This window comes from Haladaptatus caseinilyticus (assembly GCF_026248685.1).
GTDB lineage: Archaea > Halobacteriota > Halobacteria > Halobacteriales > Haladaptataceae > Haladaptatus > Haladaptatus caseinilyticus.
In genome coordinates, this window is the sequence record NZ_CP111036.1 from 981,363 (window position 1) to 1,007,433 (window position 26,071).

Here is a 26,071-nt window from a genome sequence, read left to right on the forward strand (position 1 = left end):
CCCTAAGGTTGACTCAAAAATCGGCTATTGTTACCAGTTCTCAGATGCGTCCGGCGTCCACGTCGATGGCATCGACTGGACACACGTCCACGCACAGCATGCAGTCGATACATTGGGCCTCGTTGGCCGGGTCTGCTTTCTCTTCGCTCTCCGGGTGGCCAGGGGTATCCACCCATTCGAACACGTCCACGGGACAGTCTTCCAGACATGCACCGTCGGCGATGCAGAGGTCAAAGTCGACTGCGACATGCGTACCGTGAATGCCGAGTTTGTCGGGTTCATCTACTGGGCCCCATACATCGTGGCCCTCGTGGTCGTCTACTTTCTCGCGGTTTTCGTGAAACTGTGGGTCGATAGCCATCTGTCTCTCACCTGTTCTTCCAAACGTGAAACTCGTACTTAAAACCCCGTACTCAACTTAAATCTTGCGCCCACCATCTATTTTTAGGTTGGGCTAAAAACCCGCGAAAGAGCGCCCGAAACTAGGTTTCCGGATTTTCGGCCGACAGAGGTTTTAAATACCTTCATATTTCGGCGAATGGTTTTATTTCATGGCCAGCGGAGAAACCCGCATGGAGAAGGTTACCATCGAAAACGTGGATGGAAGAATGAGTGCCGCAGCCGTTCGGCGAGGGCTCTCGGACCCGCTCGGAGCGACTGACATGGCGATCAATTACTACGAACTCGCATCGGGCGATAGCTTCGCCTTCGGCTATCACGCCCACGTCGGTCAGGAGGAAGCGTTCTACATCCAGTCGGGGACGGTAACGTTCGAGACTGAGAACGGCGACGTGGAGGTAGAGAGTGGGGAAGTCATCCGCTTCGCACCCGGCGAGTTCCAACGTGGAGTGAATCGGGATGACGAGCGCGTCGTCGCACTGGCGCTCGGTGCGCCACGCGAGTCAGAACTGGACGAAATGCGCAGGGAGTGCGAGGAGTGCGACGACCGAACCCCGAACACCATCGAAATGGCGGGGAATGGCGACGAGCTCGTGACATACTGTCTCGATTGCGGAGCCGAAACCGGACGGTTCGACTGAGACCGGGAAAATTGGGGGAGGGATTTTTGCGGCTTTCACTCCATCAGCACGTATGGAGAAAGTCAGTATCGACGACGTAGATGGATTTATGAGCGCGGCCTCGGTCACCAGACCGGTCGGGAAAGCGCTTGGAACGAGCGATATGGCCATCAACTACTACGAACTCGAACCCGGAGACTGTTTTTCCCCCGGACTGCACACACATTTCGATCAAGAGGAGGTGTTTTATATCCAGTCAGGAACTGCGACGTTCGAAACGAAAGACGAGGACGTAGTCGTCCAAACCGGTGAAATCGTTCGCTTCGCACCGGGCGACTATCAGCGTGGCCGAAACGATGGCGACGAGCGCGTCGTCGCACTGGCACTTGGGGCACCCCAGGAAAGCGAGTCGGGTGAGCTTTTGCGTGAGTGTCCCGAATGTGACGAGCGAACACAGCACTGGATGCGGATCCCGGACGAGAAGGAGGTTGTCGAGGTGTACTGTCTCACCTGCGACACCGTCACCGGGACGATGGATTAACGAGCGACAGTAAGCGAAAGGGGAGGAATCACGGTCCCGATTTCCACCCGAAACGGTGCCCTTCGTCCCCGAATCCCGTTTTGCACACGAACGACGGCTTTCGAAAAACCAACCCATAACTTCTCCACCCGAAATGGAGGGGTTCGGCAATAGTTCACAAACCCGCAACAGTCGGCGGAATGTACATCCGACAAAAGTCCCGTTCGACGTGGAGTATCGAACGGGCGCGTTCACTGAGGGCATCGAATGCGATCACGTCGCGCAAACCCCTTCGTTTCAACTGCGCGAAAAAACTGAGAGCGATTGGAGGACTCCGAATCGGCGTACGCGGTGGCTTGTGTCGCTGAACGGCCCAGAGTCGAACCGACGAATCCATCATCCTTTCCGGGACACGGACCTTTTTCGCGCTCGCTTGCTTCGCCGAATCCATGGCAGAGATTCCATCTCCCGGACTGGGGACCTCCGGCAACAAAGACGAATCGCAGTGCGCAAAAACGGTACAGACCGCGCTCGAACTGGGATACCGGCACATAGACACCGCACAAATGTACGACAACGAAACGCCGGTCGGCGTAGGCATCGCCCACGCTGATGTTCCCCGTGATGACGTTTTTCTCGCCACCAAAGTTCTCCCGGACAACCTCTCGCACGACGACGTGCTAGAAACCACCCAAAAGAGCCTCGACAGACTCGGCACCGACTACGTCGATTTGCTATACGTTCATTGGCCGATGCGCGCGTACGAACCAAGTGATACGCTACCCGCCTTCGATACACTCGCTGCGGACGGTGTTGCCCGAAACATCGCGGTGAGTAACTTCACCCCCGACCTGCTGGATGAAGCTCGCGAGATTCTCGATGCACCGATCGTTGCGAACCAAGTCGAGATGCATCCACTGTTCCAACAGACCGAACTGCAGTCTTATGCCCGAGAGCACGATATCACGCTCGTCGCCTACGCACCGATAATGCAAGGCAAGGCCGATGACGTTTCCGAACTTCGCGATATCGCGGTGGAATACGACGCAACACCGACACAAATCAGTCTCGCATGGCTCAACGGCGTCGAAAACGTCGTTCCGATTCCGAAGGCAACGGGTGAAGTACACCTCCGTGAGAACGCCTCAGTTCCGGACCTCGACGACGAGGACGTGCGAAAAATCGAAGCAATCGACCGCGAGGAGCGTTTCGTCAATCCCGATGGAGCCGCGTGGAATTGACTTCGGGCGAGTCCGACTTAGGGACTCCACTGTGCCGACCACGACCCGCTGCCGTCGCCCCCTGTCCACTCGACACCCAAGTCGCTCGCGGAACGATTGGCGGAAATCTCGTAGGCCAACCATCCGGTCTGCCCCTCACCCGATGCGACGTCACGACGTCCAAATCGTTCCAATTCGTACTTCCCCTCCGATTTAGCGATGTCGGACGGTTTCTCCCTGCGCTCACCGACGAGGAGCGTGAAAGTGTCTCCCTTCGGAAGCGATTGTCGCATCCGGAATCTATTTTCAGCACTCACTGTCACGAAGGCCCACTGGCGACCGTCGTCCGCTTCCACATCCCTCATCTCGCCACTTCCCGTTTCGTACCGATAGTGGTCAGTTACGGTAATATCCTGGACCGAAATCGCCATCTCGTTCGGGGTAACGAACGTCTCGCCGATGGAGAGGTCCGGACCGACGATTTTAACGGAAAACGACTGTTCGAATGCGGGAAGCAGGTAGTTGACCGTCGAGACGTACGGGTAAGAGAGCTTCGTGGACCAGGTCGCCGTCTCCCCCGGGGTGATTTTTTTGGTCTGAATCATTCCGGACTGTTGGGAACCACCCTCGCTTCCGTTCACTTCTATCGGCGATTCGAACGACCTCGCGGAGTCGCCGGTGTTCTTGATCGTGAACTCGATGGTAAACTCCTCGTCCAGCACGACCTCGTTCGGCACGTTCGCCGAAACGAGTGCGAAGCCGTTGCCCGTCGTGGCGACACCTCCCGAATCGTCGTTGCCTCCCGAATTACTGGTGGTTCCGGCCTTGCCGTCAGCATTCGTTGTCGAACTATTCCCATTCCCGCCGTCTTCCGGCTCGGAACCAGTGCATCCCGCCAGGGCTCCCCCGGCGAATGCAGCTCCGGAGACCATCAGAAATCTTCTACGGCGCATGGGTAATTTACACACAAGGACGGAAATAAACACTCTGTCGTTGACTGATTTTTTCTATTCGGTACGGAGCGCCTGGCAAACGGTTCGAACGAACTATCAACGCGTAATCAACGGCAGTTCGTACCGTAGGGACCCCCTACTGGCAGGTGGAGTTGAATCATCCCGGATGGATCTATAGCGATTCGATTCCGTCCCCGACGCCGATTTCGCCCGATTCGACGATGACCGCACGAAGACCACCGCGATGAACCAATGCGGAGAGCGTTCCTTTCTCAGTCAGCGACTCCAAATGTGAACACGGTTCACAGAGTTCCACGCCCTCGCAAACTGCCCCACCGACACGGAATCTCTCGCCGACGAGATGGTTCAGTGCGGCGTCACGGGTGGTCACGTTCCGGCGATGCGCTCCCGGTTCGAGCGAAATTCCGGATTCCTGCTCGACGGCCTCCACTGCTTCGGCCTCGATGAAGGTGATGTCGTCCCCCGAGGAGTCGGGGTCGAAGTGGCGGTCACCGCGCAGACCCGACCCTGCGATCGCTTCGACCGTATCGACCGCTTCCGTTTCCGCCGCCGACTCGCGCGCGAGGTGAATCGCGTTCACCGTTCCAGACCCGTTCATGGACCACGGTTGCTCGCTAACGGCTTAAAACCGCGGTCGGCGGTAGTCTAGGTGAAGTGGTTAGCGTTCAGTCCGCAACGAATCGATGGTTTCGTAGACGTAGTCGCGAAGTGCAACTGCCGTTCGGGCCGATTCCTGCCCGGTTTGCTGGCGCTGGAGAAGGAGCGACCGGAAGTACGAGACCGAATTAATCATCCAGGAGAGCTTTCGCCGCTGGTCGAATCCATCCGGAAGCGGACGAACGGACTCATAACCGGCACGAAACGGTTCGATTCGGGCGCGGGCGCTGTCGCTCCGACCGAAAAAGTGGACGGTTTGAAGAGAAACGTTCGCTAACTTAATACTTTCGCAACTATTGTTCGAACTATGACCGAAATCACGATGGCCGACTTCCGAACCATCTTCGGGATAGCCCTCCTAATAGCTGTTTTCGACTGGGTCGTGACCACCGGCGGTAAATTCGGAGATTTCGTTACTACCGTCGGTGGAGTCATCGCACTCCTCGCCGCATTTTTCGTCGTCGGACTGCTGTTTCTCTTCCTCCAGCGACAGAATGCGTGGTGAAATCCGCCCTCTTCGTTCCGTCAAATGTCGAAAGAGAAACGCCGTCGTTAATTTCGAACTCACCCCCCGTCAGTCGCTCATTCGAAGGCGGCAATCCCCGTCAAATCCTGCCCGAGAACCAGCGTGTGGATGTCGTGGGTTCCCTCGTAGGTGTACACGGTCTCCATGTTCGCCATGTGGCGCATCGGCGGGTAATCCGTCGTGATACCGTTGCCGCCGAGCATTTCGCGGGCGATGCGGGCTTGGTCGCGGGCCATTCGGACGTTGTTTCGCTTCGCCATCGAGACGTGCTGTGGGCGCAGGTCGCCACGCTCCTTCAGATCGGCGAGGCGGTGGGCAAGCAGCTGCGACGTGGTGATCTGGGTCGCCATCTCCGCCAGTTTACCCTGCTGGAGTTGGAACCGGGCGATCGGACCGCCGAACTGCTCGCGGTCGGTCGCGTACTGGCGGGCCGTCTCGAAACAGTCACGAGCAGCGCCGACTGCGCCCCACGCGATACCGTATCGGGCCTGCGTGAGACACGACAGTGGACCCTTCATTCCTTCGACGCCCGGGAGGACGTTGTCCTCGGGAATCGTGACGTTCTGGAGACTGATTTCGCCCGTGATGGAGGCCCGAAGCGAGAGTTTTTCGTCGATCTTGTTCGTCGTCACGCCGTCGCGCTCGGTTTCCACGAGGAAGCCGCGAACCGGATCGTTCTCCGCGGAGCGGTCACGCGCCCACACGACCGCCACGTCCGAAATCGGGGAGTTGGTGATCCACGTTTTCGACCCGTTGAGAACGTACTCGTCGCCCTCCTTTTCGGCGTGTGTTTCCATCCCCGATGGGTTCGACCCGTGCTCGGGTTCGGTGAGGCCGAAACAGCCCACTGCCTTCCCTTCACCGAGGTCAGGCAGCCATTCCTCCTTCTGTTCCTCGGACCCGAAGGCGTGAATCGGGTACATCACGAGCGCGCCCTGCACGCTGGCCATCGAGCGGAGGCCGGAGTCACAGGCTTCGAGTTCTTGCATCAGCAGCCCGTAGGCCGTCTCGCTTAGGTTCGGCAGGCCGTAGCCGTCGAGGTTCGGCGCGTAGAAACCGAGTTCACCCATCTCCGGAATGAGTTCCGTCGGGAACGTTCCCGCCTCGTAGTGGTCGCCGATGTCGGGTTTGACGTGTTCTTCGACGAACTCGCGGGCGGTATCCCGAACCATCCGCTCTTCCTGTCCGAGGTCGGTCTCCAGTTCTACGTAATCGAGCATGGAGAACTCTCCGGAGGGGAGGCTAAAAAACGCTCCTACTCCGGGGAACTGGAGGGGGAAAACCGATCATGGCGATGGAGAGGGGAAGCGTTCGACAGTCGGTCCGAAAACAGACACTGCGAATCGTTGGTTTTCGGTGGTCGGTTCGGGTGAAACTACCCTGCTGGTTCTGGAGGGTTGATTCCCTACCGACGGCACGTCGCTGTCGCTACTGACGATCGAACGTGCGAAGAATAACCCTTACTCCTCCGGAATCGCGTCGTCCCGCGAAATCGCGATATCGAGGTAGGCATCGGCCTGCTCCGAGTGAACGCCTTTATCCACGAGTTCGCGGTCGTCGTCGTACTGAACGAGCCCAGCCATCGCGAGTTTCGGGAGTTGCGTGTGCTGGAGTGACATGTACACGTTTCGTCGATGCTCGTCGGAGACGAGGTCGATGGATTTGTCCATCTCCCACGCCGCGACGGTGTCTACGATGTCCGGAAGTGTCACGGGCGTTTCCTCACGTCGAAGATAGTGGAGGATGTAGCGACTCCGGCGAGATGCGAGGGCATCGAAGAGGGCGTCCTGCGATAACGAAGGCACGTTGGCGCTCGGGCCGGACGGCGAAGGCGCAGCGCGTGACGAATTCTCGTCGTCTGTCGTCGGATCTGCCATGGAATATGATCACGTCTTCAAAGAACGTGACTCTGGTGGTTAACCATTCAGGTTATTTATATTGATATCGCTGCTCGACGGTCAATCTGCTGACATCTCTGATGTGTCGGCGACGTAGCTCGTGAAGTTTTCGAAGACTATTTTCGCGTCACTGGCTGCAGCGTAGTTCTCCTCGTTGATGCCGTCAAGCACCGTTTGAAGGCGTTCTTCGGACAGATTCTTCCCGCGCGTAACCTCCTCGGCCGTGTCCATGTCGTACTCGGGGTGGAACTGGACGCCGAACACGTCTTCCTTTCGGAAGCCGTGATTCGAGTAGTCGTTTTCCGCGATGGGCTTCGCTCCCGGTGGAAGTTCCGCGACCTCATCCGAGTGCGTCGTGAACGCGACGAATCGGGAGTCGATACCGTCGAACAGGAGCGAGTCACCGGAGTGTTCTACCTCACGATATCCGATTTCGTATTCACCCATGTCGCGGACGTCCCCGCCGAGTACGTCGGCCAGCAGTTGATGACCGTAACAGATGCCGAGCATGGGCATCCCGGATTCGATCGCGATTTCGATCCACTCCTTGAGCGGTGGAATCCACGCTTCGTCCCAGTACACTGACGACCGCGACCCCGAGACGACTGCGGCGTCGAAGTCGAAACTGTTCGGCAGATGACCTTCGGTTACGTCGAACTCGGTGAGGTCAGCATCGAGTTCTCTACGGAAGTTCCGCCGCGTGTTTTCGTCCCCGTGCGCGGCGTTCAGAAATGCGATTCGGAGCCGACTCATTGAGCAGTACTATAAACTGGAAGCAACAAATGGATTTCGTTATCGGGAATTTCGCCCCGTTTTGAAATCCGAAACGTACTCTCTAGCGCTATTTTCGTGTGTCGCCCACAAGTCAACATATCGGTGACAGTAAAAGAGTGCAGGCAGAGAATTGGACCTCGATTAAATTTTTTGTCGGTCCGGTAACGTCGCATTCGCCGGAGAGTGTCTCGAATAGGGGTTCGAATCCGAGGGGGAGAGGCCACGGATAGCGAGACTCTTCATGGTAAAATTCGATGGTCGTCTTTCCACCACCAGCATTCGAAGATCGGCAAGGAGATCACTACCCACCGAATCGCTTACGGAGTTCGCCCCGGTTTAGTTCGCCGGTTGTGCGACGAGGAAGCGAGGAGACCATTTCGATCGCCCGTGGCACTTCGTAGGGTTCGAGGCGCTCCTCCGCGAACTCCCGAAGTTCGCCCGGCGATACGTCACCGACGACGACAGCTTTCGGTGCCACACCACCGGTTTCCTCGACGGCCTCGATGACGCCCGCCGCTCGAACGTCGGGATGCGATTCGAGGACGGTTTCGACCGCTCGAGGATGCACCTGTTCGCCCTCACTCTCGAAGGGTTCGCTCGCTCGTCCGACGAAGGCGTACCCCTCGTCGTCGCGGCGGAACAGGTCTCCTGTCGAAACCCACTCGCCGAACCGCTCGCCGCCGAGGTAGCCGTTGGCGGTGGTCGGGCTACGAACGAACAGTTCGCCAGTTTCGTCCTCGGTTCGAACCTCGCAGTTCGGAAACGGATGAGCAACCTGCCCACCATCCGGTGTTTCACGAAGGACGTTCGGGCCGGTTTCGGGTCGACCGTACACTCGGACGAGCGGAACGGGAAAGCCTTCGCGTACGTCGGGTGGAACGCGAGCACGGGTGGCGATCCAGTCGATGGAGTCGAGGGACGTGATCGACGGACGGTTCGTTCCGGCGTGCGCGTCTACCAGCTCGCGGAGCTCGGTCGGTCCGGCACCGAAACAGGTCACGTCGTGCTCCTCGATGGCGGCCATTGCACGTTCCGGGTCGAACGCGCGCTGGAGTACGAGGCGACCACCGACCATGAGAAGCGGCAGTGCGAACCTGAGCAAACAGTGAGAAACCGACAGCGGAAGGAGAATGATCGTACAGTCGGTTCGCCCCAATCCCCATCCCGAGATGGCGACGATGCAAGTCCACTCGATTGCCCGTCTCGACAGACGGACGATCCGTCGGCCGTCGTCAGTGTGTACGAGCAAGCAGGTGTCCCTCTGGTCGAATGCAGTCGTCCACTCGTCAGCGGATTCCACGGAGCTAGATTCGTCGTGCTCGAACTCGTCGAACGACTGAGCATCGAACTGTCGGACGAGATCACGTTGTGCCGATTCGTACAGCAGGAGGTCTGGGTCGATTTCTTCTACCGGGCGCGAAACGGTCGCGGGCGTTAGACGATGTGAAACCGGCGCGAACATGCCGCCGACTCGCCACGTTGCGAACAGCAGAACGACTGATTCGAGACGGTTTCGAGAGATAACGGCAACCCTATCCCCCGGACCGATACCGAATTCGGCGAGTCGGTTCGCAGTGGATTCCACCCTGCGAGCGAGCAGGTCGTAGGAGACTGCCGTGTTCCCATCGACGACCGCGACGCGACTCCCCCAGAGTTTGGCCTGTCGCTCCAGTGATAGCGACATACATCTCATTGTGCGTGCGAGATGTTAGCAGTTCTGTTTGTCCGCGTTTCGGAGGACGAAATCAGAACGCGCGTTTTCGACGGTTGCTATATAAGGTATATTATTATGCAAGGAAGCCGTTCAAGTCAAATACGGACGCCACGATGGTAGAGAACGAACATAGCGAAAACGAACAACCGGTAGAAGCGTGTTCTGAGTGCGGCGAGTCGGTACTGTCGGTCTACCTCGAAAACGGATGCTGCCCGGACTGCCAAAGCGAGTGATCGTCGGACTATCGGAACCGGATTCGAGGCACACGTCAAACGTGTTATAATTTCCGACATTATCGTATCGTCGTCTCCGCGTTTGCTTCCAGAAATTCGAGCAGTTCGTCGTTGACCTCCTTCGAGCGCTCGATATGGACGAGATGGGGCGCGTCCTCGAACGTCCGTAGCTCGCCACGGGGCAATCCATCCGCAAGTTCCTGGCCTGCATCGACCGGAAAGACGCCATCGTCGGTGCCATGAATGATCAGCGAGGGAATCGTGATTTCGTAGAGGTTGTCGCTCACGTCGAACCGTTCCATCGCTTCGAACTGAGCACGTTGGGCGTCGAGCGAGGCGTCATCCTCCAGTCGCCATTCGACGAGGTCCTCCAACCCTGTTTTGTATGCGTTTTCGCTCACCACCGGACGAAGTGATTCGTGAAGCGCGTCGGGGGTTTTCTCCGCGAGTAGTTCGTCTCGAACCCCTGGTGAGAGTCGGGAACCGGCGGCGGCAGTTCCGATGAGTGTCAGCGTTTTGGCTCGTGAATAGTTCATTGCGTATTGGAGCGCGATCATGCCCCCCAACCCTGCACCGACGAGGTGGACCTTTCGGAGGCTGTGGTCCGCCAGCACTGCATCGAGGTCCGCCGCCATCTCCGACACCGAGTACGGACCGATCGGTGCGTCCGACCGACCAGTACCTCGATCGTCCCATACCAACGATTCGAACGGGCCAGCGATGGCGGCATGTTGCCAGCCCCACTGCCATGCGCCATATCCCACGTCCTCGATGAACGCGACCGTATCGTGTTTCGTCGGACCGTCCGTTTCGTAGTAGAGCGAGACGCCCCCGTGTTCCGCGAATGGCATTCGTGATGGGAGTAGGGGATTCGAGCGTTTCAAGTCGTTCGTTTCTTCGTGAGGGACTTTCGCGATTGGGTTACTGTGTAAACGTGTGTGTACACTTGTCAAAGGGTTAGAATTCCCGAACCAATCACCGGCGAAATCCCTTCAAGCGCGCAGTGTGGGCCGAGCGGGATGCGACCCCCGAAATCGCCTACGCGGACCACGACGAAGTGTACGAATTCGAGCGTGAAATTGCGGCAAAAGCCGGAGTACAAACCGAATCTGTGCTACTCGACGACCGTAGTTTGAAAAATATTCATTTTGATATCCTTTTTATACCAGTCTGAGAACATGGCTGTGGAGAAATCGCCGGGACATCAAATAGCATAGAAAGCACTAGAAATTAGATAATGCGCATATATCCCATATTATACACTAGATAAGGCGCATTATGTGATGAATAGTATTCAGTAAATACATCGTATTTAGATATATGTCCGCGATGGAACTGGCCAGTACGCTCGTCGCACAGGTAGTCGTTTTTCCCATTCAATTCATCGGCTTCTGGGCTTCTGTGTCGCTTCCGCTGTTCTACGTTCCCCTTCTCTTTACGGGATTCAAGCCGGAGATCAGCATCTTCGTCGCCCTGCTTGTGATACATCTCATCTCGTTAGTGGTTGGACACGGATACGGGCGGAAAAAACCGACACTACAGGAGGCAAATGTTAGTGAACGTCGCGCTGACGCATAGAAGAGGCCAATAGCTAAGATGCGGAGGTCCAGTCATATTCGGCGATGAAGTCTATTTTGCTATACGAAATTCGTCTATCCGAGTTATTGTTCGATTCCATCGACACGAATCGACGGGCCGGCATCGTGATATCGTGCACTGTCGAACAGTTCCACGTCACATCGGCCCCATTCTCTCACCGATTTTGAGGACTGTCGATTCGCCGCCGATTAGCGACGCCTCCAGGGGCTTTCGATGCCGGTTTCGAAGATTACGTTCGTCCCACTCGAAACGGTCGATGAGTTCTACCGTTGAAGTACCGGCACTTCGTATCCATGGTGCAAACGAATACGACAGGCCGTTCATCACAGTCAAAGTTACGATGATGCGTCTCCGCGGGGGGTTCGACTATTCACCCGCCCCGACCGAACGGTCATCGACGGAACGGTGGAATCCGGTCGAGATTCGCTCGGCTACAACGATGCGTGAGACCGGACGTTGCTGGAAAATCGGAGGGATAGTGGTGACGTGAGTCGTGTCAGAAGTTCCCGGTGATTACGTCCGAGAGCCTCTGCCTATCGAACAGTCGTTCTCCCTTGGGGATTTCCGGGTACGGTTTGCCGGTGACGTACCCCGGCCACTCGCCGAACTGCTCGGGATACAACTGCTTGGCCGTCATCTCCAACTGGAATAAGTTCATGATGGGACCCTGATACCGCATCCCAGCAGCGTAGAAGCGGTCGTTTCGAATCGCGGAGAGTTTCTGTCCAGCGGCATGGTTCTCGATCTGTGTCTGGATCTCATCGAGGTAGTATCCCGGGGAGATACCCCACAGATGAAGGATAACGTCCGGGTCGGCTTCCAACATCGTTTCGAAATCGACCGTCCCCCACAAACTGCCCCACTCTTGCTCCGCGAACGCATCCGTCGCGCCCAACGGCCGGGTATCCGCCAGCCAGTAGCCGGGTTCGTTGAGGTGGTAGGTGTAGAACTTCCCATCGCTGTAAGTGACGCGTACGGCCGTCGGCCGTTCGCTTTTCGGTGGCAGTTTGTTCTCTATCGTCGCGAGCACGTCGTCGTGAACCTTTTTTAGTTCCCGATACCGTTCCTGCTCTCGAAACACGTCTGCGACTTTCCCGAACATCTCCCAGAGTTCGTAGTACTGATATCCGTCGCGGTATCCTTCCGGCGGTCTGTCGTGAGTACCGCTGTAGAAATTCCCGAACATCGGACCGATGTTGTTCCGAATATCCTCGATGTCGGACTGCGACCAGTTGTTTTGAGTGCTAACGTAAGCCGGGTCAACGAGATGGACGTCGCTGTCGAGTTGATAGAGCAGCTCCTTACTCAACCCGTTTTTGAGTGGGTCTGAAAGTCCGTTCCAATCGAAAGAGACGCCATCCAGTCGGTCGTAGTAGGTGTTCATCGTCTTGCCGGACATTTCGGGGACGTAAATCGAATTTATCGCGTCCCCATGTCCGAGCGCGACCGCCATATCGGCGTACTGTGGAAATATCGAGAAAACGTTTTCGGGGACGCCATCGAACTCGACTTTACCGGCCGGTGCCATCGTCACCGAGTATGAGCCATCATCAGCAGTCGTTCCGGTCGTCGATTTTTCGGATGTTCCGCCCGAATTCGTCTCCGAACCGATACTCGTACAGCCGGCGAGGAGGCCACCGCCGATGAGGGCGACACCGCCCGTGACGTACTCACGACGGGTTGGGGTCTCCGCAGGTGTTCCGGACATATGTTTAGGCTTGCCTAAACTATGGCTTAGTCTTTTTGATCTGCCTAAAACATGGGAGACCAACACTAGCAAGGCGAAATCAGAAATTACCCGAGAAGGTTGTTGAGCGTCATCGCGATGAAAAAGAGGATGACGATTTCGTTGACGACCCACGAATTCGTGTTCATCCAGTCTCGCGCTTTCGGAAGGAAAGTTTCAGCCCGTTCGCCGAAAGCGAGCAAGGCTAGCGATGGGAGCGCCAAAAACGACAGTGAGAGCGCGATAAAAGGGATGGAATCCGTCCACGGAAGTTCGTTTCCAGCGAGATACGAACCAACCGCGGACGAAGTAAGGATATCGGTCGGGAAAAAGCCGAGTAGCAGAAAGCCAAGTTTGAACGAAAATCTCGGACTTGCCTTCTCCAACGTTCCCATCCATTTCGGCGGCTCCGACTCCTCCCGGGTCAAATAGGTGTGCACCATCGCAACGAGGAGGAGAACGAGGACGATAACCTGAACCGTCTCGTTCGAGGTTCCTTGCTGTTTAGCGCCGTTGCCGAGCAAATATGCGGCAGTGACAATGAGGGTAATCGAAAGGGCAGCACCGGAAACGAATGCAGCGGAATTTCGCCGCCAATTCCTGCTCGTGGCGAGAAAAATGGCGCTGAGAATCTGCGGACCGGCGACCATCACGACCGCAAGCGGAAGAATTTGTAGAAAGCTCACGGTTCGACAACCCCACAAAACACCGACGGTCGCTCCCCACACCCCTGAATTTCCACGAAAACCCGATCAGATCGTTTCTGAATCGAATCGCCGGATGCTGTTATCATTCGACGGACTAGTAATACTTCTAAGAACTTTAGGATATTGCTCACCAGTCGTACTGTATCCGTCGCGACTTGAGCCAGTCTCTCACCTCCGAACACGGATTTTCATATAGCGATAATTGGTATATTACGAGAGGAACCCTCGACTGTGGTCGAATCCTACTATCCCGAGGAACAGTCTGTTTTGGCGCTTTGAAGGGTCGTCGAGACACTTTTCCGCTTCCGTTTGCACGGCCTCCCCCTATTCGATCCATTTCGACACCAAAGGCGGCCGAGACAGCTTTCGTACGTGGAGGGGGACAGTACCTGACCGGTAGCGCAAACCAATAAACCGGACGATTGCAGCGGGATTCCGGAGATACGAAACCACGACGGACACGAGGTCGTTCAGATGTGGGCGAAACACCGGGCAACCCGCTAATTACCGCGACAAATCGAGTCGATAGCAAATACTAGCGCTTGGCAACGAACGGTGTCGGAAAACTACATCGTGCCTGGCAAACCGTCGTATAGCGGACGGGAAGTGCGGCGTTGCGGACGAAAACTACGCGTTTTTGACTTGCCGGAGTACATCCGGCGCGTCTTCCAGCGCGTCGTCCAACTTGTCGGCGTCAGGGCCACCGCCCTGCGCGAAGTCGGCAGGACCGCCGCCGCCACCACCGACGCGCGACGCGAGTTCGCCGACGACTTCGCCAGCGTTCAACGAGACGCCGTTTGGCACCGCGACGACGAATTGGGCACCGTTAGCACCGCTTCCGATGACCGCGATCTTGCCTTCCTCGGCCATCGCGTTCGCGGTCGCACGGAGTTCGTCCATGTCGGCGTCGATTCGCTGGATGACGGCAGACGTTTCGCCGACTTCGATTTCCTCGCCGCCGCCCGAGCCACTGGCACGGGCTTCGGCGAGTTGTTCTTTCAGGTTCTCTATCTGTTTGCCGCGAGCCTTCCATTCCTCGAAGAATCGCTCGGCGGTGTCCGGTACGTCCACGGGAGCAACGTCGAGGATGTCGGCTGCGGATCTGAGTGAGTCCTCGGTTCTCTGGGTCGCCTCAATAGCCGCGTCCCCTGCGGCGAACGTGAGTCGTTCGACACCATCCTGTACGCGCTCGGTATTGAGGAGTTTGATACAACCGACGTCGCCGGTTCGGCGGACGTGGGTGCCACCACACGCTTGCACGTCCTCAGCGACGTGGATGAGGCGGATGTTCGTCCCCGCGGGGATACCCCCTTGATACAGGTCGAAACCGAACTCCTCTTCGGCCTCGTGGCGGTTTGGCCATTCCTGTTGGACCGTCGTGTTCTCCATGACGATTTCGTTCGCCAGTAGTTCGATTTCCTTCGCGGTTTCGCGGTCGATGCGCTCGTAGTGACGCACGTCGATACGCGAACTGTCCGGTCCTTTCTGGGCGCCAGCCTGCCGGATATGGTCGCCTAGTACCTGCCGGGCCGCGTGGACGACGATATGTGTCGCCGTGTGATGGCGCATCAGTCGGCGACGGCGCTGGGCATCGATTTTACCCCGAACGATATCACCCTTGTCTACCGGTTCGTCGGTACAGTGGAGGATGACGCCGTTCTCGATTTGGGTGTCGGTAACGGTCACCGTCATCTCATCGGTCGAGAGTGAACCGTGGTCGCCCGGTTGACCACCGCCTTCCGGATAGAACATCGTTTGGTCGAGCACCACGTCGTACCCCTCTTCGCGCTCGAACACGTCGAGAACGACGGCCTCGAAGTCGGTTCGATACTGGTCTTCGTAGTACAGCCGTTCCGTTTTCGGGAGGTCCTGGAGACGGTCGTCGGCCGAGACCGCTTCCTCGAAGGCCTGCCCGCCATCGTGTCGGTCCGCGACGAGACTGTAGAAGTCGTCGGGAACCTCGACCGAGACGCCGAACTCGTCGGCGATCTCCTCGACCATGTCCGGTTGCAGACCGTGGGAGTCGTACAGCTCCACGAGCGTCGAAGTCGGGATCGATTTGCCCTCCTCGGCGTGTTGCTTGGCGATGCGTCGCACCCTTCGCCCGCCCTGTTCGAGCGTTTCGCGGTACTTTTCGACTTCCGTTCGAACGATGTCACGAATCGTATCGCGGTTCTCGTATTCGAGCCGTTCGGCCTGCATATCCACGAGTTCGTCCAGCGGCGCATCGACGCCGACGTTATCACAAAGCCGTTTCGTCCGGCGGAGCACCATCCGGGCGAGGTAGCCCGTCGAGACGTTGCTCGGGACGATACCGTCGCCGAACATGTAGGCAAGCGCCCGACTGTGGTCAGCGATAGCGTAGATAGTTTCCAGTGGTTCCACCAGGGTTTCGAGTTCGTTCGTGGAGACGCCGAGTTTGTCCGCGATGTTGTCGCGGGCGGCTTCCATGTCCTCGGCCTCGTCGATATCCATGTGGCCCGCGAGTTTCGCGGCGCGGTGGACGAGTTCGTCCTCTTCCTCGGAGTGTTCGATATCGGCGTTCTCCTTGAGGAACTCGATCATGTCGGGATAGACCGCCTCGTAGACGGTCGGGGTGCCCTGACTCATCCACGTCCAGCGTTCGAGACCGTATCCGGTATCCACGATGTACGTGTCCATCGGCGAATAGCGGTTACCGTCCTTGAGTTCGTACTCGCCCTCGGGGTCTTGCTCCATGGACATGAAGACCAGCGTGGCGAGTTCCGCACCTTTGTAGATGACTTCGATTGCGGGACCCGCGTTACCGCCGCCGACCCACGGGTCTTCGATGTACGTAATTTCGTCCAGGTCCGCGCCGACCGATTCGAACAGTTCGTCGCAGTAGGCGACGGTTTGGTCCTTCCAGTAGACTTGACCCTCGTAGGCGTACTTCTCTTCGGCGTCCTCGCGGACGTTGAAGGCATGGTGGGCCATCATCTCGAAGGCCATCGTGTGCCGCCCTGTCTTCCCCACGTTGTCGATGTCCTGCATCCGAATGCAGGGTTGACTGATGGTCAACGGATTCGCTGGTGGTGGCGTTTTACCGCTGGTGACGAGGGGTTGGAAATCGTAGATAGACGCCTGTGTCAGCAGCACGTCGTCGCGCCAGCGGTTTGCGGCGACCGGATACGGGTCGATTCGCTCGTGGTCGTGCTCCTCGAAGAACGAGAGGAACACCTCCCGCATCTCCGATAGCGTGTACTCCTCCTCGAAACCGGGGTCGTCGATGAAGCCGTACTCCTCGCACGGCGGTTCCCCGCATGTCTCGCGGTCGTGATCGCGCGTCCAGAAGTGCGCACCACACTCGGAGCATTCTTTTCGTACAAAGTCATTTTCCTCGAAATAGTCGAGGCGGTACTCCTCCTCGAGTTCGCTCATTGTTGGTAGTTCTTCACCCATCGGTGCGTAAAACAGTTCCGCAAGGCCGCTATCAGTCGAGAACGTAGTTGTCGAAGCCTCGAATCGCGTACCGGTAGGAGAGGGGCGGCGCGACGACACCAAGCAGGACGGCCATCGTACCCCCAAAGGTTCGAACGTATGTCGGGTCGAGCATAACCGGGTATTCGACGAAATGGGTCACGAACGCTACGAATCCGGCGACCATCGACGGTGCACCCGGAACGACCGCGACCGCGACGCCGGCAAACCCGGCCAGAAGCAGGAGTGTATAGAGTGCGAACGCCGATTTGCTCGGAACGACGACGCGTCTACTCCGTGTCACGCGAACCGAGCTGAATCGTGGAAACACGGTACCGATCGCGAGCGCGACAACGGTGCCCGCGATACCGAGGAGGGCACTGGCGAGCGTTAATCCGACCCATCGTTCAGGTGGAAGCGGACTCAGGACGCCCGCAACCCCCGTTCCAACGATCATGAGTGGAAGTCCGACGAGCGATACGGCAAGGACGTGTCCGCGGACGAACTGTTTACCGCGAATCGTGGACGTAACCGTCACCGGCAGCATCGCACCTTCGTCACCGAGCGGATTGAGCGCGGACGCACCGATCGCCCATGCGCCGTAGAGCGCGATCGAGACGGAGAGATATTTCGAGACGACGCCGGTTTGCACCGCTTCTTGAAGCGGCGCGGTGACGAAGAAAAGCGGGTATACGACGTAGAGAAGGCGAAGTGGTGCACGTTTCGTCCGTCGCCAGACGTTCGCTGTAACGGTTCGGGTCGGGCGTGAAACGAAGCGAGCGAGGAACTCGGCGCTCGACTCGCTGGCTTCGTATCGTTTGTTTTCGACTTGAACTTGGTCGCCGTACCAGAGCCGAGTCGCGGTCCGAACGTCGAGCGACACCAACAGCGGGACGGTGATGCCGACGAATGTGACTGCCCCGGCAACGCGGACGAGCGACGCCGAGACACCCGGAATACCGAGCATGAAAACGTCACCGAGCCACCCGGTCGGTGCGTCCTGTAACACGGTTCCGAGCGACCCCATCACGCGACCCAGCGCGTTCGACATGACGGCAGCCATGTAGACTGCGAATCCGGCGACAGCGAGAACGGATTTGTACTTCGCGAGCAGCTCCGACCGCGCAAATGCTAGCTTGAGCAGCAGTCCGACGATGTGTCCGGTAAGAATCGCGGTTGTGAACACACCGAGCAGTGCGAGGATGATAGTCACGAACGCGGTCGGCGTGCCGAGTGCCAGACTCCATGCTGCACTTATCGAGAGCACCGGGAGTGCTGCGACCGACCCGATTCGGGCGAACTCGGCGAGGACGAGACCACCGACGACATCGCGGGCTGGAACCGTCGTCAGCATGCCTGCCTCGTGGTCGATACGCCCGGTTTTCCCGACCGCTCTCGTGGTCACTATCGCGGCGAGCATGAGCCACGCGACGGCGAGTCCACCACGTGCGAAAGCAAGGACCGGGATCGACGCGGGAAGATCGCCGATTTGACCCCCGAGTGTATACGCGACGTAGGAACCGCCGAGCGTTGGACCACCGACGAAGACGAGCAGGAAGAAGCCGAACGCCAGCAGTTGAACGGGATTTTTCAGCATGGCGCGGATGCTTCGTCGGTACTCGATTCGGGCGATGCTAGCGCTTTTCCGAAGCCTCGGCCAGTTCATTGGGACACCATCGGTCGTTCCTCGCTCGTCACGTCGAGGAACACGTCTTCGAGCGACTGTTCTTCTTCCGCGCGGTGGGTGAGTCGTTCGGGAGAATCCTCGGCGACGAGCGTTCCGTCGTAGAGCACGCCGACGGTATCCGCGAGTTCTTCGACCACGGGGAGGATGTGTGTCGAGAGGAAGACGGTCATTCCGTCGTCGGTGAGTTCGGAGATGAGTTCGCGGACGGTCCGGGCGGCCCGAGGGTCGAGACCCGAGGTCGGTTCGTCCAGAAAGACCAGTTCGGGTTCGTGGAGGATGGCCTGAATCAACGCCGTCTTCTGTTTCATTCCTTTCGAGTAAGTGCTGACACGCTCGTCGGCGTCCGCAGCGAGGTCGAACCGGTCGAGTAGAGTGTCGATTCGTGCGTCGGCGTCCACGTCACGGAGTCCCGCGACGTACTGTAGCTGTTCACGAGCAGTGAGTTCGTCGTACAGCGGCGGTTCTTCCGGAAGAAATCCGATACGGGAGACGACCGCGTCGCGGTCGTCGATGGACTGCCCGGCGACTCGGGCGGTGCCACTCGTCGGCCGAATCAACGTGGTCAGCATTCGCATCGTTGTCGTCTTTCCTGCGCCATTCGGCCCGAGGAAGCCGTAAACGGCACCTTCGGGAACGGTAAGTCGGAGGTTCGAAACGACTGCCGTTCCGTCGAATCGTTTCGTCAGTCCGTCGGTTTCGATCGCTGGCGTCATCGGCACGCCTCTCGGTCAGATGCGGTTCGATAGCGGGCGACAACATCATGGAGGGTTCGAGCCATACTCACCGAATTGGATCGAACCACGAAAAAGACGGTTGAAACGGCTAGTCAGTTCCCGACTGTGCAGAGCCGAGGTTGGACTCGACTGGCGACTCGCCGCACCCGACGCAGAAGAAGGCATCTTCCACGGTCCGGACGACCGGAGCGTTACACGAAATGCATTTGATTTGTGCGTCTCTCACTGATTTCGGATACTGTCCCATGACATCGCTCTCGTCATCTCGAAGGGTCAATCCCGCACACCGTTTTTCGGCTAATTTTCCGTTGCTGGCGTGAACGATTCCCAATTCGGTAGTTAGCGCGCGCCTACACTGTATCGAAGTCGGGATCGTGTAATCGGAGTAGGGATCGTTTCGTCGCAAGCGGCGAGTGCAGCGGGGTGAGAAAGTTCGGCAGCGAAACGGCGTCAGTTCAGCGCTAACGAGGCCAGCATCGCTTCGAGTTGCACGCGTTCGTTCGCACCCTCAGTGATCCGGAAGTCTGCCTCACCGACTCGTTCGAGGACGCGAACCGCGTCGGCGTCGTCCAAGCCGAACTCCCAGACGGAACGATGGAGTTGGTCGATGATGTCACCGCCAGCCATTCCACGTTCGGTGACCAGTTCGTCCAGTTTCGAACGCGCACGGGTGAAGTCCCCGGCGAGGGCGTCCTTCACCATCTCCTTGATGTCTTCGGGACGGGCCGTGCTGGTGATGACGAAGACGCTCTCCTCGTCCACCGTTTCGCCCATAACCGCGGCGGCTTGGAGGGCGTTGATGGCTTTTCGCATGTCGCCGTCCGCGGCGTACACGAGCGCGTCGATACCGTCCGCGGTCGTCTCGATACCCTCTTCGTCGGCGATGTAGCGGATTCGCTCCGCGACTGCCTCGTCCGGAATCGGACCGAACCGGAACACCGCACACCGGGACTGAATGGGGTCGATGATTTTCGAGGAGTAGTTACACGACATGATAAAGCGTGTTTTGTCGGAGAACTGCTCCATCGTCCGACGGAGGGCGGCCTGCGCGTCGTTCGTCAGGGAGTCCGCCTCGTCCAGAAAGATAATTTGGAAATCCACTGCGCCGGGGTCGTGGCGGGCGAAGTTCTTGATTTGGTCGCGCACCACGTCGATACCGCGTTCGTCGGAGGCGTTCAGTTCGAGGAAGTGCGTCTGCCAGCTATCGCCGTACAGTTCCTTGGCGATGGCGACCGCGCTGGTCGTCTTCCCGATACCGGCCTGCCCCGAAAACAACAGGTTCGGCAGGTCGTTTTTTTCGATGTAGCTTTGCAACCGCGCCGTGATATCGTCGTGCCCCGCGACCTCGTCCAAGGTCTGTGGCCGGTACTTTTCGACCCAGATAGTGCCGCGCCCGGGAACGGTTTCCTCGTCGGCCTCGCTCATGTTCCAGCAAAGGTACCTGTTGTTCTTAAAGTCCCCGAGACTCCGCGCCGAGTTAGTTCACCGATTCTCCGAGGACAATCCATGATTCCGGCAGACAACGACTCAATTACTTTGCTACCGGATAGCGACCATCCGCCATGCGCGCTAAAACGACACTCATCGTGGTCGTCTTGCTCCTCGCCACCTTCCCCGCGACGGCGACGGCGGAACAAACGAGAACAGGTGGCATCGTGGTTATCGAACGGGGTGAGACGGTCAACGGCGACCTTACCGCAACCGCCGGGAGTGTCGTGGTCCGCGGAACGATAAACGGCGACCTAACCGCGTTCGCCGGGAACGTCCTCGTCGCCCGAACCGGCACGGTGGGCGGAAACGTGTCTGCCCTCGCCGGAAACGTCCGCATCGAAGGGGCCATCGGCGGAAACGTCGAAACCGGCGGCGGGAATTTCGTCCTCGCACGGACTGGCACGATTAGGGGAATGCTCGAAGGAGGTGCGGGTTACAGTTTACTGGCGGGAACCGTCGGGGGGGATGTCCAAATCACCAGCGAAACGCTAGAAGTCGCCGGGACGGCTAGTATCGGCGGAAATCTCGTGTACGACGCGGAAACGTTCGAGCGTGTGCCGGGCGCGAGCATCGAGGGAACGGTTCGACAGGACGAATCCATGGCCAACGTCGGCCCGGCACCTGTCCCGCGCGTGCCGAACTGGATCGGGACGCTGTACGGCTTTTTCGTGAACCTCCTCTTGGGTGCCGTCCTGCTGGCGGTGTTCCCGACCTTTTCCGATGGCGTTGCGGAGCGAGCGCGAAGCACCCCCCTGCTTTCGGCAGGTGTCGGTCTCCTCTTGCTCATTCTGGTGCCGATCGTGCTCGTCGTTTTCGCCATTACCATCATCGGAATCCCCATCTCGATTCTCGGAGCGTTCCTGTTCGTTATCCTCCTCTGGGTCGGAACGGTATACGGTTCGTTCACGCTTGGCGTCTGGCTGTTGTCGTTAGCCGACGAGGCGAACCGCTGGCTCGCACTCCTCGTCGGTCTCCTCGTCGTCGCGCTAGTGAACCAAATCCCGATTCTCGGCGGACTCATCCAGTTCGTCGTTCTCCTGCTCGGTCTCGGTGCACTCGCGATGGCGGTGCGTGCACGCTATCGAGGCCGACGAATCACGCCCGAGTATGCGGAAACGGTCGAGACAGGTGCAGACGACGAACCATCCACCACGTAACTTCGAACTACACACTCCGTCCGCCGAACCCCGACACGCTGAAGGCACGAGACCGGCAAGAAAGTGCCATGAACGTGACCGTCGAGGTTGTCGGCGAGGACACCCACGAGTTCGACGTGGACGACGAAACCTACGCCGACTTGCTGTCCGAAGTCGGCCTGAGCCCGCACGAGGTGTCGGTGATGGTCGATGGGCGGCCCGTGCCGGAAGACCAACCCGTCGAGGCAGCGCACGTGAAAGTTCTCCGGCTCATCAAGGGCGGATGACCGTCCGCCCAGCAACCGCCGACGAGCACTGTTCCGTCATGCGAATCGTGGACGGGGCGATGCTGGAAACCGACGCGGGAGAAGTCCGCGAGCGAATCGAAAACGGGGACGTCCTCGTCGCCGAAGACGACGGCAGGATCCTCGGTGCGGCGGTGCTGGAACCGTGCGACGCCAACATGCACATCGAGGCAATCGCAGTCCGACGCGCTCGGCGAGCACGGGGAATCGGAAGCGCATTGGTCGGAACGGCGCGGGAACGCTACGGCGGACTGACTGCCGAGTTCGACCCGAACGTTCGACCGTTTTACGAATCGCTGGGATTCGACATCGAACCGGCCGAGGAAGGGAGCGATGATCGTTTTTGGGGAACCCTCGAACGTGAATACTGATACGTCGAGTTCACGAACGATGCCGTATGGACGAGACCAAGCGTCGTCGTCGCGCGCTCATCTGGGTCGCGTTCGCGGTGGTAATGGCGGCGTACGTATTTCAGGACGGGTTCGACACGTCGGCAAGTGACCTCCTCGGACTGTTTACCGTCGCCTTCGGCGTGGGACTCGCGGCATTCTACTACCTGAATCCCGGTGACGTGTTGTCGTTCGGGTGAACCGGATTTTCGACACCGGTGTGACCGACGAAGGATCATCTCCCGTTGGCCGCCTTGCTGGCGACTGCGACGTAATTCGTTTCGATAGCGAATGTGTCCGTGGTCTGAAACCGCTTCGTAAACGGGAAAAAGCAACAACGGTAACTGTCGAAACCGGCCATCGGCCCCCGCTCAGCGCGTTAAATCAGCGGTTCGACCAGCTTCTTCCCCGCAGCGAGCAGTTCACTGACGCGTTTTTCGCTGTCACCTTCGGCGTAGACACGCATTTTGGGTTCGGTACCGCTCGGTCGAACGAGCAACCATGACCCGTCGCCGAGCAGAATTTTGAATCCATCCTTCGTGACGACGTCTTCGACGGCCGTGCCAGCGACTTCCTCGGGGAGTTCGGCTTCGAGGTCCGAAAGGACGCGCTGTTTCTCGCTGTCTGGACAGTTGAGGCTGATTTTGTTCTGATGAATCTCGCCGAATTCGGCGAGGAGATCATCGACACGGTCGTCGAAGGGGCGTTCTTCAGCGATTGCGGCGGCGAACAAGGCCATCAAAACACCGTCTTTTTCGCGAACGTGACCACGAATCGTGAAGCCACCGCTCTCCTCGCCGCCAACGAGGGCGTCGTACTCATCCATCGCCTGTGCGACCCATTTGAATCCGACGGGGGTTTCGTGAACTTCCTCGCCGTGGGCCTCTGCGATGCGGTCGATGAGGAAGGTCGTCGAGACGGTTCGAATCGCCGGACCCGAGTCCGTTTCGAGGAGATAGTCGTACAGCGCCGCGAAAAAGAGGTTTTCCTCCAGATAACCGCGTTCCGGCGTCACGATGGCGAGTCTGTCGGCGTCCCCGTCGTTAGCGATTCCGAGGTTCGCGTCGCCGTCCTCGACCGTCGAGACGAGTTCCTGAAGATGGTCCGGGTTCGGTTCCGGCGACGTTCCGCCGAACTCGGCATCCTGTTCGCAATGAAGCCGTTCGACGCTTGCGCCTGCATCTTCGAGGAGTTTGTCGGTGATGCCACGACCGCTGCCGTACATGGCATCGTAGACGACCGAAAGGTCGGACAGGTCGGTCTCAACGAGGTCGAAGACGTGCTCTTCGTAGGGTGCGACGAAATCCTCCTCGTGGACGGTTCCGTGTTCGTCCTCCGGAAGTGGGTCCGGTTCCGCGAGTCGGGACATGATTTCGTCGGTCACTTCGGGGAGGGCGGGTGCGCCGTCCGCCGGAATGAATTTTACGCCGTTGTACTCCGGTGGGTTGTGGCTCGCAGTGATCATCAATCCACCCGCGAGGTCGCGGTCCGTAAGGGTCCACGCGAGAATCGGGGTCGGCGTGTCTCGCTCGGGGATGAGCACGTCGAAGCCGTTTGCCGCGAGGACTCGGCAGAGGTCTTCGGCGAACCCGCGCGACGTTTCCCGGGCATCGTAGCTAACCGCGACGGTTTCACCCGCTTGGTCTTCGACCTCGCGGAGGTAGTCGGCAACCGCTTGTCCGACGATCTGTACGCGCGGCGAGGTGAACTCGTCAAGCGTCGCCCGCCAGCCGTCTGTTCCGAACGAAATCGGCGTCTCCATATGTCGTTCGACATCCCCCCGGTCGAAAAAACCACCGCGAGTCACTGTCACACACATTTGGCAGTATCGTTACAAAAATCGTCCGCCGGTAATCGTTTTTCCTGTCGGTGTGAGGAGTGGATATGGGATGGAAAAGTCGAGTGGGAAACGGGGGAAAAGGAAACGATCGAAACCGGTCCATGACAACCAGAGCGGACAGGTTAAACGTTCGCACCCCTGAGTAGGAAATAATGCAAGCAACACCGAAAGTCGTCGCAGTCTGCGGAAGCATGCGCGATGGAAGTCACACGCGAACTGCTTTGAAACACGTACTAGACGCCGCAGAGGAAGCAGGCGCCGAAACCGAACTCATCGACGTTCGGAAGTACGACCTCCCTATCTTCGACCCGGATGAGGAAGAACCGGAAGACGCAGTCGAAATCAAACGCATCATTCGTGAGGCCGACTCGGTCATTCTCGGCAGCCCCGTCTATCACGGGTCGTACACCTCGGCGTTTCGGAACGTCCACGACTACTGTAGTTTCGACGAGTTCGAGGACACGACGGTTGGCCTCCTCGCAGTGGCCGGTGGCGGGTCGTACGCGAGCACGTTAGATCACATGCGAATCACTGTACGCGGGGTTCACGGCTGGGTACTCCCCCATCAAGTCGGCATTCGAAACGCCTACGAGCAGTTCGAAGACGGTGAGTTCGTGGACGGGGATCTGGAGGAGCGAACCCGAAAGCTCGGAAAACAGGCCGCAAAATACGCGTTCATCACGCCGGATGTGACGTCGGCGGAAGCCGACGAAGAGGAGGCGACTGCGGACGACTGAATCTACACGGAGCTACCGATCAATAAGCCGTTCTTTTCGCATGCGACTGAACTGTTTGATTTCGTATTCGCGGGACAGAGCGGTCGATTTCGAATCGAACCGTTCGGAGTGAACGAGTTCGACGGGCGTTCTGCCACGGGTGTACTTCGCACCGTCGCCAGCGTTGTGTTCGGCGACGCGGCGCGACACGTCAGTCGTATACCCGGTGTAAAAAGTTCCGTCACAGCATTCGACAACGTAAACCCAGTGGTTTGTCACACCTGACAGGCTTCGCGTGGTTCGTTTTGTTCCTGTCGATTCCGCCCGTTCGCCACAGTGGGCTATACTTTTTGCGCACGCTGTCGCGCCACTTCGGCGATTCCGGCATTGGCCGAGCAGGCAGGACATGCACGGATGTTTCCGTGCTCGTCAGCGAAGACGCGCGCAAATCGTTCGGAGACGTGCGCGTTGCAATGGTCGCAGTTTGGCATGCTGTCAGCCGACGGCTTGACCATCGGCATTCACTGCTTGGATGTGAGTCCCTAAATATCCTTTCCAAATTCTCACCCAAATTCGCAAATCCAGAAAATTCATTTTCCAGACTTAGAAAAGAGTATTCCGACAGCACCGTTCAGTAGTGAATGGCGAGATAAAGTTCTACAATCACAAAACACGAGGTCTATTCCCTTCCCTTCCGGTGGAAACCGAGGCACGTGGAGAACGGAAGTACCGATGCCGACGACGGATCGCGATACCGACGATCGATGG

General features: G+C 58.3%; 30 protein-coding genes and 1 pseudogene. 12 read left to right on the forward strand and 19 right to left on the reverse strand.

The genetic code is table 11. The features are described 5' to 3' along the window. Positions 1 to 40: 40 nt before the first annotated feature. On the reverse strand, positions 41 to 361 hold the full coding sequence (locus tag OOF89_RS05515) for a 4Fe-4S dicluster domain-containing protein (RefSeq protein WP_266079073.1): 321 nt from the start codon (positions 359 to 361) through the stop codon (positions 41 to 43). A gap of 211 nt (positions 362 to 572) precedes the next feature. On the opposite strand from OOF89_RS05515, the gene OOF89_RS05520 reads away from it, so the two are divergent. Then, positions 573 to 1,040, forward strand: a complete 468-nt coding sequence (locus OOF89_RS05520; protein ID WP_266079075.1) for a cupin domain-containing protein — start codon at positions 573 to 575, stop codon at positions 1,038 to 1,040. Positions 1,041 to 1,092: 52 nt separating this feature from the next. Continuing rightward, positions 1,093 to 1,560 carry a cupin domain-containing protein gene (locus tag OOF89_RS05525; protein ID WP_266079077.1) on the forward strand — a complete coding sequence of 156 codons (468 nt, stop codon included), beginning with the start codon at positions 1,093 to 1,095 and terminating at the stop codon, positions 1,558 to 1,560. Positions 1,561 to 1,714: 154 nt separating this feature from the next. On the opposite strand, the gene OOF89_RS05530 is transcribed toward OOF89_RS05525, so the two are convergent. After that, positions 1,715 to 1,990 (reverse strand): hypothetical protein, encoded by a 276-nt coding sequence (locus tag OOF89_RS05530; protein WP_266079079.1) that lies wholly within the window; start codon positions 1,988 to 1,990, stop codon positions 1,715 to 1,717. On the opposite strand from OOF89_RS05530, the gene OOF89_RS05535 reads away from it, so the two are divergent. Continuing rightward, positions 1,989 to 2,780 carry an aldo/keto reductase gene (locus OOF89_RS05535; RefSeq protein WP_266079081.1) on the forward strand — a complete coding sequence of 264 codons (792 nt, stop codon included), beginning with the start codon at positions 1,989 to 1,991 and terminating at the stop codon, positions 2,778 to 2,780. The genes OOF89_RS05530 and OOF89_RS05535 overlap by 2 nt on opposite strands. Positions 2,781 to 2,797: 17 nt before the next feature. Here OOF89_RS05535 and OOF89_RS05540 read toward each other — a convergent pair whose 3' ends face one another. The 3 genes from OOF89_RS05540 to OOF89_RS05550 form a co-directional block, all read right to left on the reverse strand. Beyond that, positions 2,798 to 3,712: a DUF4352 domain-containing protein gene (locus tag OOF89_RS05540; RefSeq protein ID WP_266079083.1), complete on the reverse strand. Its 915-nt coding sequence runs from the start codon at positions 3,710 to 3,712 to the stop codon at positions 2,798 to 2,800. Positions 3,713 to 3,884: 172 nt separating this feature from the next. After that, positions 3,885 to 4,331: an MOSC domain-containing protein gene (locus OOF89_RS05545; RefSeq protein WP_266079085.1), complete on the reverse strand. Its 447-nt coding sequence runs from the start codon at positions 4,329 to 4,331 to the stop codon at positions 3,885 to 3,887. A gap of 60 nt (positions 4,332 to 4,391) precedes the next feature. After that, positions 4,392 to 4,526, reverse strand: coding sequence for a hypothetical protein (locus OOF89_RS05550; protein ID WP_266079086.1), 135 nt, complete (start codon positions 4,524 to 4,526; stop codon positions 4,392 to 4,394). A gap of 171 nt (positions 4,527 to 4,697) precedes the next feature. Between OOF89_RS05550 and OOF89_RS05555 the strand changes: the two genes are divergently transcribed. Next, complete coding sequence (locus OOF89_RS05555; protein WP_266079088.1) at positions 4,698 to 4,895, forward strand: hypothetical protein; 198 nt, start codon at positions 4,698 to 4,700, stop codon at positions 4,893 to 4,895. 77 nt (positions 4,896 to 4,972) lie between these two features. On the opposite strand, the gene OOF89_RS05560 is transcribed toward OOF89_RS05555, so the two are convergent. From OOF89_RS05560 to OOF89_RS05580, 5 genes are all read right to left on the reverse strand, one after another. Further along, entirely contained in the window at positions 4,973 to 6,136 is a 1,164-nt protein-coding gene (locus OOF89_RS05560; protein WP_266079090.1) for an acyl-CoA dehydrogenase family protein, read from the reverse strand. Positions 6,137 to 6,376: 240 nt separating this feature from the next. Further along, a complete protein-coding gene (locus OOF89_RS05565; RefSeq protein WP_266079092.1) occupies positions 6,377 to 6,793 on the reverse strand; it encodes a DUF7344 domain-containing protein in 417 nt (138 codons plus the stop codon). Positions 6,794 to 6,874: 81 nt separating this feature from the next. Next, entirely contained in the window at positions 6,875 to 7,567 is a 693-nt protein-coding gene (locus OOF89_RS05570) for a type 1 glutamine amidotransferase (RefSeq protein ID WP_266079093.1), read from the reverse strand. Between the two features lie 322 nt (positions 7,568 to 7,889). Then, on the reverse strand, positions 7,890 to 9,272 hold the full coding sequence (locus tag OOF89_RS05575) for a class I adenylate-forming enzyme family protein (RefSeq protein ID WP_266079095.1): 1,383 nt from the start codon (positions 9,270 to 9,272) through the stop codon (positions 7,890 to 7,892). Between the two features lie 322 nt (positions 9,273 to 9,594). Further along, positions 9,595 to 10,386 (reverse strand): alpha/beta fold hydrolase, encoded by a 792-nt coding sequence (locus OOF89_RS05580; protein WP_266079097.1) that lies wholly within the window; start codon positions 10,384 to 10,386, stop codon positions 9,595 to 9,597. Between the two features lie 137 nt (positions 10,387 to 10,523). Here OOF89_RS05580 and OOF89_RS05585 point away from each other — a divergent pair. The 3 genes and pseudogenes from OOF89_RS05585 to OOF89_RS05595 form a co-directional block, all read left to right on the forward strand. Beyond that, positions 10,524 to 10,709, forward strand: a pseudogene (locus OOF89_RS05585) (hypothetical protein); the annotation flags it as partial. A gap of 146 nt (positions 10,710 to 10,855) precedes the next feature. Then, on the forward strand, positions 10,856 to 11,113 hold the full coding sequence (locus tag OOF89_RS05590; protein ID WP_266079098.1) for a hypothetical protein: 258 nt from the start codon (positions 10,856 to 10,858) through the stop codon (positions 11,111 to 11,113). A gap of 277 nt (positions 11,114 to 11,390) precedes the next feature. Further along, positions 11,391 to 11,624 carry a hypothetical protein gene (locus tag OOF89_RS05595; RefSeq protein WP_266079100.1) on the forward strand — a complete coding sequence of 78 codons (234 nt, stop codon included), beginning with the start codon at positions 11,391 to 11,393 and terminating at the stop codon, positions 11,622 to 11,624. A 6-nt stretch (positions 11,625 to 11,630) separates the two neighbouring features. Here the strand turns inward: OOF89_RS05595 and OOF89_RS05600 are convergent, their stop codons facing one another. The 6 genes from OOF89_RS05600 to OOF89_RS05625 form a co-directional block, all read right to left on the reverse strand. Then, positions 11,631 to 12,842, reverse strand: coding sequence for an ABC transporter substrate-binding protein (locus tag OOF89_RS05600; protein WP_266079101.1), 1,212 nt, complete (start codon positions 12,840 to 12,842; stop codon positions 11,631 to 11,633). 86 nt (positions 12,843 to 12,928) lie between these two features. Beyond that, complete coding sequence (locus OOF89_RS05605; RefSeq protein WP_266079103.1) at positions 12,929 to 13,546, reverse strand: GAP family protein; 618 nt, start codon at positions 13,544 to 13,546, stop codon at positions 12,929 to 12,931. Between the two features lie 648 nt (positions 13,547 to 14,194). Beyond that, positions 14,195 to 16,966, reverse strand: a complete 2,772-nt coding sequence (alaS, locus tag OOF89_RS05610) for an alanine--tRNA ligase (RefSeq protein WP_266079105.1) — start codon at positions 16,964 to 16,966, stop codon at positions 14,195 to 14,197. 52 nt (positions 16,967 to 17,018) lie between these two features. Then, a complete protein-coding gene (locus OOF89_RS05615) occupies positions 17,019 to 18,671 on the reverse strand; it encodes a hypothetical protein (RefSeq protein WP_266079106.1) in 1,653 nt (550 codons plus the stop codon). After that, entirely contained in the window at positions 18,668 to 19,405 is a 738-nt protein-coding gene (locus tag OOF89_RS05620) for an ABC transporter ATP-binding protein (RefSeq protein ID WP_266079108.1), read from the reverse strand. The genes OOF89_RS05615 and OOF89_RS05620 overlap by 4 nt, the downstream gene beginning before the upstream one ends. Before the next feature lie 471 nt (positions 19,406 to 19,876). After that, a complete protein-coding gene (locus tag OOF89_RS05625) occupies positions 19,877 to 20,851 on the reverse strand; it encodes a replication factor C small subunit (RefSeq protein WP_266079110.1) in 975 nt (324 codons plus the stop codon). A gap of 137 nt (positions 20,852 to 20,988) precedes the next feature. On the opposite strand from OOF89_RS05625, the gene OOF89_RS05630 reads away from it, so the two are divergent. The 4 genes from OOF89_RS05630 (at position 20,989) to OOF89_RS05645 (ending at position 22,947) form a co-directional block, all read left to right on the forward strand. Beyond that, the gene (locus OOF89_RS05630) at positions 20,989 to 22,074 is read left to right on the forward strand and encodes a bactofilin family protein (protein ID WP_266079112.1); all 1,086 of its coding nucleotides are present in this window, start codon (positions 20,989 to 20,991) and stop codon (positions 22,072 to 22,074) included. Positions 22,075 to 22,142: 68 nt separating this feature from the next. Next, entirely contained in the window at positions 22,143 to 22,340 is a 198-nt protein-coding gene (gene samp2 / locus OOF89_RS05635; RefSeq protein WP_266079114.1) for a ubiquitin-like small modifier protein SAMP2, read from the forward strand. Next, positions 22,337 to 22,729, forward strand: a complete 393-nt coding sequence (locus OOF89_RS05640) for a GNAT family N-acetyltransferase (protein WP_266079116.1) — start codon at positions 22,337 to 22,339, stop codon at positions 22,727 to 22,729. Before samp2 ends, OOF89_RS05640 begins: the two co-directional genes overlap by 4 nt. 26 nt (positions 22,730 to 22,755) lie before the next feature. Continuing rightward, positions 22,756 to 22,947, forward strand: coding sequence for a hypothetical protein (locus OOF89_RS05645; RefSeq protein WP_266079118.1), 192 nt, complete (start codon positions 22,756 to 22,758; stop codon positions 22,945 to 22,947). A gap of 179 nt (positions 22,948 to 23,126) precedes the next feature. On the opposite strand, the gene OOF89_RS05650 is transcribed toward OOF89_RS05645, so the two are convergent. Then, on the reverse strand, positions 23,127 to 24,509 hold the full coding sequence (locus OOF89_RS05650) for a phosphoglucomutase/phosphomannomutase family protein (RefSeq protein WP_266079120.1): 1,383 nt from the start codon (positions 24,507 to 24,509) through the stop codon (positions 23,127 to 23,129). 230 nt (positions 24,510 to 24,739) lie between these two features. Here OOF89_RS05650 and OOF89_RS05655 point away from each other — a divergent pair, with 230 nt between their 5' ends. Beyond that, entirely contained in the window at positions 24,740 to 25,324 is a 585-nt protein-coding gene (locus OOF89_RS05655; protein WP_266079122.1) for an NADPH-dependent FMN reductase, read from the forward strand. Between the two features lie 12 nt (positions 25,325 to 25,336). Here the strand turns inward: OOF89_RS05655 and OOF89_RS05660 are convergent, their stop codons facing one another. Both OOF89_RS05660 and OOF89_RS05665 read right to left on the reverse strand, forming a co-directional pair. Next, positions 25,337 to 25,582 carry a GIY-YIG nuclease family protein gene (locus OOF89_RS05660; RefSeq protein ID WP_266079123.1) on the reverse strand — a complete coding sequence of 82 codons (246 nt, stop codon included), beginning with the start codon at positions 25,580 to 25,582 and terminating at the stop codon, positions 25,337 to 25,339. Between the two features lie 62 nt (positions 25,583 to 25,644). Then, positions 25,645 to 25,794 carry a DUF7563 family protein gene (locus tag OOF89_RS05665; RefSeq protein WP_456071285.1) on the reverse strand — a complete coding sequence of 50 codons (150 nt, stop codon included), beginning with the start codon at positions 25,792 to 25,794 and terminating at the stop codon, positions 25,645 to 25,647. Positions 25,795 to 26,071 lie beyond the last annotated feature (277 nt).

Coding starts and splice junctions, on each gene's coding strand:
- OOF89_RS05525 (WP_266079077.1), top strand. CDS start 1,093: ATGGAGAAAGTCAGTATCGACGACGTAGATGGATTTATGAGCGCGGCC.
- samp2 (WP_266079114.1), top strand. CDS start 22,143: ATGAACGTGACCGTCGAGGTTGTCGGCGAGGACACCCACGAGTTCGAC.
- OOF89_RS05650 (WP_266079120.1), bottom strand. CDS start 24,509: ATGGAGACGCCGATTTCGTTCGGAACAGACGGCTGGCGGGCGACGCTT.
- OOF89_RS05575 (WP_266079095.1), bottom strand. CDS start 9,272: ATGTCGCTATCACTGGAGCGACAGGCCAAACTCTGGGGGAGTCGCGTC.
- OOF89_RS05620 (WP_266079108.1), bottom strand. CDS start 19,405: ATGACGCCAGCGATCGAAACCGACGGACTGACGAAACGATTCGACGGA.
- OOF89_RS05580 (WP_266079097.1), bottom strand. CDS start 10,386: ATGCCATTCGCGGAACACGGGGGCGTCTCGCTCTACTACGAAACGGAC.
- OOF89_RS05590 (WP_266079098.1), top strand. CDS start 10,856: ATGTCCGCGATGGAACTGGCCAGTACGCTCGTCGCACAGGTAGTCGTT.
- OOF89_RS05645 (WP_266079118.1), top strand. CDS start 22,756: ATGGACGAGACCAAGCGTCGTCGTCGCGCGCTCATCTGGGTCGCGTTC.
- OOF89_RS05530 (WP_266079079.1), bottom strand. CDS start 1,990: ATGGATTCGGCGAAGCAAGCGAGCGCGAAAAAGGTCCGTGTCCCGGAA.
- OOF89_RS05630 (WP_266079112.1), top strand. CDS start 20,989: ATGCGCGCTAAAACGACACTCATCGTGGTCGTCTTGCTCCTCGCCACC.
- alaS (WP_266079105.1), bottom strand. CDS start 16,966: ATGAGCGAACTCGAGGAGGAGTACCGCCTCGACTATTTCGAGGAAAAT.
- OOF89_RS05625 (WP_266079110.1), bottom strand. CDS start 20,851: ATGAGCGAGGCCGACGAGGAAACCGTTCCCGGGCGCGGCACTATCTGG.
- OOF89_RS05515 (WP_266079073.1), bottom strand. CDS start 361: ATGGCTATCGACCCACAGTTTCACGAAAACCGCGAGAAAGTAGACGAC.
- OOF89_RS05550 (WP_266079086.1), bottom strand. CDS start 4,526: ATGATTAATTCGGTCTCGTACTTCCGGTCGCTCCTTCTCCAGCGCCAG.
- OOF89_RS05540 (WP_266079083.1), bottom strand. CDS start 3,712: ATGCGCCGTAGAAGATTTCTGATGGTCTCCGGAGCTGCATTCGCCGGG.
- OOF89_RS05595 (WP_266079100.1), top strand. CDS start 11,391: ATGAGTTCTACCGTTGAAGTACCGGCACTTCGTATCCATGGTGCAAAC.
- OOF89_RS05570 (WP_266079093.1), bottom strand. CDS start 7,567: ATGAGTCGGCTCCGAATCGCATTTCTGAACGCCGCGCACGGGGACGAA.
- OOF89_RS05545 (WP_266079085.1), bottom strand. CDS start 4,331: ATGAACGGGTCTGGAACGGTGAACGCGATTCACCTCGCGCGCGAGTCG.
- OOF89_RS05520 (WP_266079075.1), top strand. CDS start 573: ATGGAGAAGGTTACCATCGAAAACGTGGATGGAAGAATGAGTGCCGCA.
- OOF89_RS05565 (WP_266079092.1), bottom strand. CDS start 6,793: ATGGCAGATCCGACGACAGACGACGAGAATTCGTCACGCGCTGCGCCT.
- OOF89_RS05535 (WP_266079081.1), top strand. CDS start 1,989: ATGGCAGAGATTCCATCTCCCGGACTGGGGACCTCCGGCAACAAAGAC.
- OOF89_RS05640 (WP_266079116.1), top strand. CDS start 22,337: ATGACCGTCCGCCCAGCAACCGCCGACGAGCACTGTTCCGTCATGCGA.
- OOF89_RS05615 (WP_266079106.1), bottom strand. CDS start 18,671: ATGAACTGGCCGAGGCTTCGGAAAAGCGCTAGCATCGCCCGAATCGAG.
- OOF89_RS05555 (WP_266079088.1), top strand. CDS start 4,698: ATGACCGAAATCACGATGGCCGACTTCCGAACCATCTTCGGGATAGCC.
- OOF89_RS05655 (WP_266079122.1), top strand. CDS start 24,740: ATGCAAGCAACACCGAAAGTCGTCGCAGTCTGCGGAAGCATGCGCGAT.
- OOF89_RS05560 (WP_266079090.1), bottom strand. CDS start 6,136: ATGCTCGATTACGTAGAACTGGAGACCGACCTCGGACAGGAAGAGCGG.
- OOF89_RS05665 (WP_456071285.1), bottom strand. CDS start 25,794: ATGCCAAACTGCGACCATTGCAACGCGCACGTCTCCGAACGATTTGCG.
- OOF89_RS05600 (WP_266079101.1), bottom strand. CDS start 12,842: ATGTCCGGAACACCTGCGGAGACCCCAACCCGTCGTGAGTACGTCACG.